This window comes from Micrococcus sp. LASM2_SD2 (genome assembly GCF_057364565.1).
The window spans coordinates 1-8,259 of record NZ_JBNFOB010000088.1; the positions used below are offsets into that span (position 1 = coordinate 1).

General features: G+C 73.3%; 7 protein-coding genes and 2 pseudogenes. 1 reads left to right on the forward strand and 8 read right to left on the reverse strand.

The genetic code is table 11. The features are described 5' to 3' along the window. Nucleotides 1-300 precede the first annotated feature (300 nt). From AC2W7A_RS06360 to coaD, 8 genes and pseudogenes are all read right to left on the reverse strand, one after another. Nucleotides 301-1,431 carry a glycosyltransferase family 4 protein gene (locus AC2W7A_RS06360; RefSeq protein WP_485990615.1) on the reverse strand — a complete coding sequence of 377 codons (1,131 nt, stop codon included), beginning with the start codon at nt 1,429-1,431 and terminating at the stop codon, nt 301-303. Next, nucleotides 1,424-2,575: an LCP family protein gene (locus AC2W7A_RS06365; protein ID WP_485990616.1), complete on the reverse strand. Its 1,152-nt coding sequence runs from the start codon at nt 2,573-2,575 to the stop codon at nt 1,424-1,426. The genes AC2W7A_RS06360 and AC2W7A_RS06365 overlap by 8 nt, the downstream gene beginning before the upstream one ends. 58 nt (nt 2,576-2,633) lie before the next feature. Continuing rightward, nucleotides 2,634-3,527 (reverse strand): bifunctional DNA-formamidopyrimidine glycosylase/DNA-(apurinic or apyrimidinic site) lyase, encoded by an 894-nt coding sequence (mutM, locus tag AC2W7A_RS06370; RefSeq protein ID WP_485990618.1) that lies wholly within the window; start codon nt 3,525-3,527, stop codon nt 2,634-2,636. A gap of 55 nt (nt 3,528-3,582) precedes the next feature. Then, nucleotides 3,583-4,266 (reverse strand): annotated as a pseudogene (gene rnc / locus AC2W7A_RS06375) (ribonuclease III); the annotation flags it as partial. Nucleotide 4,267: 1 nt separating this feature from the next. Continuing rightward, a complete protein-coding gene (rpmF, locus tag AC2W7A_RS06380; RefSeq protein ID WP_067188743.1) occupies nt 4,268-4,471 on the reverse strand; it encodes a 50S ribosomal protein L32 in 204 nt (67 codons plus the stop codon). Between the two features lie 2 nt (nt 4,472-4,473). After that, nucleotides 4,474-5,042: pseudogene (locus tag AC2W7A_RS06385) on the reverse strand (YceD family protein). A gap of 114 nt (nt 5,043-5,156) precedes the next feature. Next, nucleotides 5,157-6,062 (reverse strand): UTP--glucose-1-phosphate uridylyltransferase GalU, encoded by a 906-nt coding sequence (gene galU, locus AC2W7A_RS06390; RefSeq protein ID WP_485990619.1) that lies wholly within the window; start codon nt 6,060-6,062, stop codon nt 5,157-5,159. 104 nt (nt 6,063-6,166) lie between these two features. Next, complete coding sequence (coaD, locus tag AC2W7A_RS06395) at nt 6,167-6,634, reverse strand: pantetheine-phosphate adenylyltransferase (RefSeq protein WP_485990620.1); 468 nt, start codon at nt 6,632-6,634, stop codon at nt 6,167-6,169. A gap of 50 nt (nt 6,635-6,684) precedes the next feature. Here coaD and AC2W7A_RS06400 point away from each other — a divergent pair, with 50 nt between their 5' ends. After that, on the forward strand, nt 6,685-7,947 hold the full coding sequence (locus AC2W7A_RS06400) for an aminotransferase class I/II-fold pyridoxal phosphate-dependent enzyme (RefSeq protein WP_485990621.1): 1,263 nt from the start codon (nt 6,685-6,687) through the stop codon (nt 7,945-7,947). Nucleotides 7,948-8,259 lie beyond the last annotated feature (312 nt).

Consider the following 8,259-nt stretch of genomic DNA (forward strand, 5'->3'; position numbering starts at 1 on the left):
CCGGCCGCCAGGGCCACCGCGGTCGGGACGGCAGGACCGGAGGGTGCCAGCCGCTCCCCCAGTCGCCCCAGCCGTGAGCGGACGGCGGGCGGCATGCGCCGGCTGATCTGGAGCGCGAGGACCACCGGATCGTCTCGGAGGTGGTCCGTGGCCGTGGTCAGGGCCAGGAGTGCGTTGGCGCAGAGCGCCCGGCGTGCTTCGACAAGGTGGCTCCCTCGGTCGGGGGTGTGGTGCCCGGCGGCGGTCAGCGACGGCGGCGGACGCGGTCGAGCAGGTCCACGTACCGGCGTGCGATGGTCGTCAGGTCTGCGTGCTCGGCCACCCACCGGCGCGCCCGCGGGTCCGGTGCGGTCGAGTCGGGGCGGCGGCCAGTGCCGCCAGGTGGCCGGCCAGGTCATCCGCGGTCGGTCCGACCACGTGGCCCGCGTGCGCCGCCACGACGATGTCGGCGCCCTCGCCCTCCACCTGGGCGGTGACGTGCCGCCCGATGCCGAGCAGCTCGTAGGTCTTGGACGGGACGGTGTGGCGGAAGCTGGCCCAGTCCGGACGCAGGGAGACCAGCACCGTGTCCGCCCACCGGTAGTGCTCCCGGGCCTCGTCGCCGTGGGCCGCCGGCAGCATCTCCGCGGCACCGCCGAGGCGGGCGTTGAGCGCGCACAGCGCCTCGCGGCGGGTGCCGTCCCCGACCAGGCGGACCCGGACGCCGGGGACCTGAGAACGCAGGCGGGCGGCGGCCTCGAGCACCCTCTCCAGCCCCTGGGACTCGCCGTGATTGCCGAGGTACAGGACGTGGAGGCTGCCGGCCTCGCGCTCGCGTGCGGGCAGCTCGCGCAGCCCGTCGAGGCGGACGCCGTTGGCCAGGGCCTCCACCCGCCCCACCCCGCGGGAGCGCAGCGTCCGTGCGAAGCCCTCGGTCACGGTCACCACGAGGTCGGCCGAGGACTGTGCCCCGCCGACCACGATCTCCATCAGCCGACCCAGCGGTCCGGTGCCCAGCCCGGCCTCGCGGGCGAGGTCCGGCCAGGCGTCGCGCATCTCGAGCACGAGCGGGAGCCGGCGCAACGTCGCGACCACGCGGGCAGGCACCACGGTCGGAAGCGCCGGCACGGTGGCGACGACCACGTCCGGCCCGCGCAGGACCAGGCCCCGCGGGATGCACTGGAGCGCATGGACCACGGCGTCGAGGAACCGGCCGTTCCGACCGGAGGCCACGCGGTGGAGGGTCCGTGTGGACACGATCCGTTCGCCGTGCGCGCCCACGGATCGGCCGGCAGGACGGTCCCCTGCGGCCGGGGCCAGCACGGTCACCTCCCACCCGGCGGCCCGCAGCTCGCCGACGACCGCGGACCACCGACGTGCAGGCGGGGTCGAGTCGGGCGCGTAGGAGTGGGTCAGCAGCAGCAGGCCGGGCATCGGGTCGCGGTCAGGCACAGGGGTCCTCCACGGCGGGGACGGGCTCGGGTTCCGCAGGGGCCGACGACTCCTCGGACGGCGACGGGCTCGAGCTCGCCGACTCCCGGCGCTCGCGGCGCCGTTCGGCGGCCTCGGCCCGCTCCTCGGCCTCCACCTGCTCGAGGTAGGAGTGCACGTCGTCACGGGCGAAGGCCGCACGGAGCCGGGCCATGGCCGGCTCGTCCGGGAGCACGATCTGCTGGCCGGTGTCGTCCACGGCGCCGCCCGCGTTGGGCACGGTGAACATCTGGACGTCGTCGCCGGCCAGGGAGCGCAGCTCCCAGCCATAGCCGGCCACACGGCGGGAGTCGAGCCCCTCGTCCACGGTGAGGTGCCGGGACAGGGTGGAGATCACGTCCATGGTCCGGCGCGGGTCGGCGAGCACGTCGACGCTGAGGAACCGGTCGAGGGCGCCGGAGACCACACGCTGCTGGTTCTCCACGCGCGTGACGTCGCCGTCAGCGAAGGCATGCCGTTCACGGACGTACCTCAGTGCCGCGGTGTCCTGCAGGAGGATTTCGCCGCGCGGGTAGTAGCTGGGGTCCTTGACCCCGGAGGAGAACGCGGTCGGGTTGCACACGGCCACGCCGCCCAGCGCCTCGGTCACGCCCCGGAAGCCCTGGAAGTCCACCTCGACCAGGTGGTCGACCTCGACGCCCAGCAGGTCCTCGACCGTGTCCACGGTGAGCTCGTACCCGCCCTTGGCCAGGGCCGAGTTGACCTTGGCCTTGCCGTGGCCCGGGATGTCCACGTAGAGGTCCCGGAGGATAGACATGACGTAGACGCCGCTGCGGTCCTCGGGGATGTGCACCAGCATCATCGTGTCGGACCGCGCGCCGTCCTGGCCGGCGTCCCCGTCCTCCGCGCGGGAGTCGGATCCCAGCAGCAGCACGTTCACTGCGCCCCCGTCGGACTCACCCACGTTGGGGGCGGAGACCGTGCGCCGGTTGTCGTCGTAGCTGCGCGCGAGCGCGCCCGCGTAGAGCCCGACCAGGACGAGCGCGGCCACCACGAGTGCGGCGAGGACGCCGAGGACCCACGGCCAGCGGCGACGGCGTCGGGGCCCGGACGCATCGTGCCGGTCACGGAGCTCGTCGAGCTCGGCAGACGGGCGAGTGGTCACCGGCATCTCTCCTGTCGTACGGGCGGGGCTGGGAAACAGTGTAGGGGCCCGAGCGGTGTCAGGTGCGCGGACGCGGTTGGCACCGGCGGCACCGGTGGGAGGAGCGTCCCATGAACGCCTCGCGCACGATGACACCGTCCCGGCCCTCCGTCCGGCAGCGCGGACACGGCTCTCCCGTCCGCCCGTAGGCGTTCAGGGACCGGGCGAAGTAGCCGGAGCGGCCCTCGACGTTCACGTACAGCGCGTCGAAGCTGGTGCCTCCCACGCTCAGGGCCCGCTCCATGACCTCGCGTGCCGCCGCGAGCACGGCGCGGCCCTGCGTCCGGGACAGGGTGGCGGTGCGGCGCTCCGGGTGCAGCCGCGCGGCCCAGAGCGCCTCGTCGGCGTAGATGTTGCCGATGCCGGAGACGAGCGTCTGGTCCAGCAGGGCACGCTTGAGCCGCGTGCGCGACCGGTGCCAGCGGTCGTGGACGGCGTCCGCGTCGAAGCGCGGGTGGAGGGGGTCGAGGCCGATGTGGGCGGCGGTCTCGGGGATCCGCTCCCCGGTCCGGGGGTCGAGGGTCGTCCGGTCGAGCCACCACCCGCCGAAAAGCCGCTGGTCCACGAACCGGAGCTCCGCCTCGCGGCCGTCGACGGCGGTCACCGGCAGGCGGAGCCGCACGTGCCGCGGGTCGGGGCGGTCCGCGTCGTCCACGCGGACCTGGCCGGACATCCCGAGGTGCACCACCACGGCGGTGTCCCGGTCGTCCGCGAAGGGGATCCAGAGGAACTTCCCCCGGCGGACCGGCGCGGCCAGCGGCCGTCCGGCCAGGGCGGCCCGTAGGGCCGGCTCTCCGCCGGGAGAACGGCGGAGGCTGCGGGGATCGAGGACCTCGAGTCGGCCCGCCCGGGCCCCCTCCGTGAACGGCACCAGGCCGCGGCGGACGACCTCGACCTCGGGCAGCTCGGGCACGTCGGCTCAGCCCTGCCCGGTCGCAGGTCGCCTCGAACCGAGGCCAGGACTCCGCCGCGGCGTCGCGCTCGGCCTGCTTCTTGGACGACGCGACGGCCGACGCGTACTCGGTGTCGCCGACCCAGAGGGTCGCGCGGAAGCGGGGGTCGTGCGCCGGCCCCTGGCCGACGATCTCGTAGCGCACCGTCCCGAGGGAATGCCGGGAGGCCGCCTCGGCGACCTTCGTCTTCCAGTCGGTGCCGGCCCGGGCGATCTGCGGGTCGTCCAGCAGCGGCAGCACGTGCCGGTGGACCAGGGCGGCGGCGGCCACCGGGCCGTGGTCGATGTAGGCGGCGCCGATCAGCGCCTCGAAGGTGTCCGCGAGGATCGAGTCCTTGTCCGCGCCGCCGGTGCGGTGCTCGCCCTCGCCCAGGCGGATGAACGGTCCCACGCCGAGGCCCCGGCACACCACGGCCAGCGCATGGGTGGAGACGATCGACGCGCGGCGGCGGGCCAGGTCCCCCTCGGACAGGGCGGGGAAGGCCTTGAAGAGGTGGTCCGTGACCACATAGCCCAGCACGGCGTCGCCGAGGAACTCGAGCCGCTCGTTGGTCGGCAGTCCGCCCTGCTCGTAGGCGAACGAACGGTGGGTCAACGCGAGTTCGAGCGTCTCGGACGTGATCTCCACGCCGAGACGCTCGAACAGCGGATCGGGGTCAGGCGCCGCGTGGCGCCCGTGCCGCGGGGAGGCGGACACCATCTCAGGCGTCGGCGACCTTGCGGCCCTTGTACTCGAAGAACAGCGGGGTGCCGGCGGAGTCGGTCTTCAGCTCGGCCTGGTGGGGCAGACGGTAGGAGACGCGACCATTCTCGACGGACTTGATCAGGGTCGGGGCCTGGGCCTTCCACTGGGAACGGCGGGCACGGGTGTTGGCACGGGACATCTTCCGCTTCGGGACTGCCACGACTATCTCTCTTCTGTCTCGGGGGTGGAGGTCTGTTCGGTCTCCGCGAGGGCGGCCAGGGCCGCCCACCGGGGATCCACACGCTCGTGGCCGTGCCCTTCGGGCGCGTCCTCGAGCCGGATGCCGCAGTCGGCGCACAGCCCCTCGCAGTCCGGCCGGCAGACCGGCTGGAACGGCAGGGCCGTGACCACGGCATCGCGGAGCACGGGCTCCAGGTCGATCGTCTCGTGGACGATGACCTGCTGGTCCTCGTCGTCCGTCTCGGACGGGTCGGTCAGGTAGAGCTCCTGCAGGTCGACGGTGAGGCCGACCTCGAGCGGGTCGAGGCACCGGGCGCATTCGCCCTGCAGCTCGACGTCCGCCGTGCCCGTGACGAGGACGCCCTCGTGCACGGACTCCAGGCGGATGTCCACTCCACGGGATCCCCGGCGGGGACGCCGAGGACGGGGGTGGACAGCCCCTCGGGGGCGGGCCACTGCCCGGCCGCCTCACGCTGGAGGCCGGCACTGTGCAGCAGGTCCTTCACCGAGATGACCCACGGGTACGCGGCGTCGCGGTGCGGTGCATTCATTGCTGACGCTCCTCTCGTCTCGTGGGGCAGACCGTACCCTGGGCACAGCAGTGCCCAGGGAGAACCGACTGTCAATCATAACGGGTCGCGCCAGCTTGCGGCAACGCGACGCGCTCACAGGCCGGAGGCGTACTCCTTGAGCCAGGCCGTCACGTCGTCGCCGAGCTCCGGATGCGTCGTGGCGAACTCCACGACGGCCTGGAGGTAGCCGAGCTTGTCTCCCGTGTCGTACCGGCGTCCCTTGAACACGACCGCGTGCACGCCGTGCCCCTCGCCGTCCCCGGCGGCGAGCGTCTGCAGGGCGTCGGTCAGCTGGATCTCACCGCCGCGGCCCGGAGGGGTCTCGTCCAGGACGTCGAACACGGCCGGGTCCAGAACGTAGCGGCCGATGACGGCCAGGTTGGAGGGCGCGTCCTCACGGGCGGGCTTCTCCACGAGCCCGGTGACGCGGACGACGTCGTCCTCGCCGGCGACGGGCTCGACTGCGGCCACGCCGTAGGAGGACACGGCCTCGGCCGGGACCTCCATCAGGGCCACCACGGAGCCGCCGTGCTCGGCCTGGACGTCGAGCATGCGCTCGAGCAGGAGGTCGTCGGCATGGATGATGTCGTCGCCCAGGAGCACGGCGAACGGCGAGCTGCCCACGTGGCGGCGCGCACACCCGACCGCGTGGCCGAGGCCGAGCGCCTCGCCCTGCCGCACGTAGTGCATCGACTCCACCAGGTCCGACTCCTGCATCATGGAAAGCCGGTGCGAGTCGCCCTTCCTCTCGAGGGTCTCCTCGAGCGCCGTGTGGCGGTCAAAGTGGTCCTCCAGCGCCCGCTTGTGCCGTCCGGTGATGACGAGGATGTCGTCCAGTCCCGCGTCCATGGCCTCCCGCACGACGTACTCGATGGCCGGTCGGTCGACGACCGGGAGCATCTCCTTGGGCATGGCCTTGGTCGCGGGCAGGAACCGCGTGCCCAGGCCGGCGGCGGGGATGACGGCCTTGCAGGTGCGGCGGACGGAGGGGGCGGGCATGGGGTGATCCTCGTTCCTCGTCCGTAGGGGCACCCACGGACGTATGATCGTTGACGGCGCGTTCAGTCTAGGCACGGGAAGATGAAGGTCCGATGAACTCCGGTTCAGCCCTCCAGGCGCTGCATCACGGCCGTCGGGACGAACTCGGAGACGTCGCCGCCCAGGCCGTTCACCTCCTTGACGAGCGAGGAGGAGAGGTGGACGTAGCGGGAGTCCGCGGCGAGGAACACGGTCTCGATCCCGGTGAGGTGGTGGTTCATGGTGGCCATGGGCGACTCGAACTCCAGGTCCGTGCCGTTGCGCAGGCCCTTGACGATCGCATTGGCACCGACCTCGCGGCAGAACTCGGCGAGCAGCCCCACGCCCATCGGCTTCACCACCACGCCGGCCAGGGACGCGAAGGTGGCCTCGATCATCTCGATGCGCTCCTCCATGGGGAAGCGGTACGTCTTCGCCGGGTTCACGGACACCGCCACGACGACCTCGTCGAAGAGGTTGGCCGCGCGGGCGATGACCTCCACGTGACCGTGGTGGAGCGGGTCGAAGGATCCGGGGCAGACGGCTCTGAGCATGGTCTCCAACCTATCCCACGCCCGTGACGCGGTTCAGTACAGTCGGGCACATGGCTCCCCAGACGTCCCACGATGTTCACGTCCCGTCCACGCGCGTCCCCGGCGCGGGCCCCTCCCCCGCACCCCGCTGGCGGGCGACCGCCGAGGCCGCCGGACTGCTCCGGGACGGCGTGCCGGTCCCCACGGTCTTCGAGACCATGACCTCCCTGGCCCTGGAGCACGACGCCGTGAACCTGGGCCAGGGATTCCCGGACGCGGACGGGCCGCAGGAGCTGCTGGACCTCGCCGCCGACGCCGTGAGGAACGGCTCGAACCAGTACGCCCCGGGCACCGGCTCCCCCGCCCTCCGCCGGGCCGTGGCCGAGCACCGCCGCCGCCACTGGGGCGTGGCGGAGGATCCCGACTCCCAGGTCCTCGTGACCACGGGCGCCACCGAGGCCATCGCCGCCGCGGTGCTCGCCTTCGTCTCCCCCGGCGACGAGGTCGTCACCGTGGAGCCCTTCTACGACGCCCACGCGGCCACGATCGCCATGGCCGGGGGCCGGCACATCACCGTCCCGGTGGGTCCGCCGGCGTTCCTGCCGGACCCGGACGAGGTCGCCGCCCGCTTCACCGACCGCACCCGCCTGCTGATCCTCAACACGCCGCACAACCCCACCGGCGCGGTCTACCCGCGGGACCTGCTGGAGCGCCTGGTGGCCCTCTGCGCAGAGCGGGACGTGCTCGTGCTCACGGACGAGGTCTACGACCACCTCGTCTTCGACGGCGAGCACGTCACCGGCCGTGCCGTGCCCGGGGCCGAGGACGTGGTGCTCACCGCCTCCTCGGCCGGCAAGTCGCTCGCGGTCACCGGCTGGAAGGTCGGCTGGCTGACCGGTCCCGCCGAGCGCATCGCCGCGGTGCGCGCCGTGAAGCAGTACCTCACGTTCTCCTCCGGCCCGGCCTACCAGCAGGCGGTCGCCGAGTACCTGCCGCGCGCCGACGCCCACCTCGCCGAGCAGCGCGAGCGCTACCGCGCAGGGCGCGACCTGCTCGTCTCCGGGCTGCGCGAGGCCGGCCTCGACCCGGTGGTGCCCCAGGCCGGCTACTTCGTCACGGTGGACCTGTCCCCGTGGGGAGTGGAGGACGCCCGGGCGGCCGCGGAGGACTGGATCCGCACCGCGGGCGTCTGCTCCATCCCGGTCTCGGCGCTGTGCCGCGCGGACGGGGACACCATGCGCTCGTGGCTGCGCCTGGCGTTCTGCAAGGACTCCGCGGTCATCGCCGAGGGCATGGACCGCCTGGTCCGTCACGCCGCCTCCCTCCGCGGCTGAGCCCGCCCTCTTCCCGACGACGGCTCCCGCCTCTCCGGATCGCCCCACCCCGGCCCGTGGCCGGGGCGCGGCCGGCACCCAGGTGCGTGCCGTCGTCGTGCCCCCGACCGGGACGGCTCAGCAGCCGTCCTGGGGAAGGCTCAGCGCTCGTCTTGCCAGAAGTACAGGGCGGTCTCGCCGTAGGTGCGCACCTCGACCTCCTCGAGGCCGGCGGGCCGGGAGGGTGCGGCGCTGCGGGCGGAGCGCTCGAGCACGATCAGCCCTGCCGGGGGTGAGGGCCGCGGCCATCTGGCCGCAGGGCGCCGCTCGAGC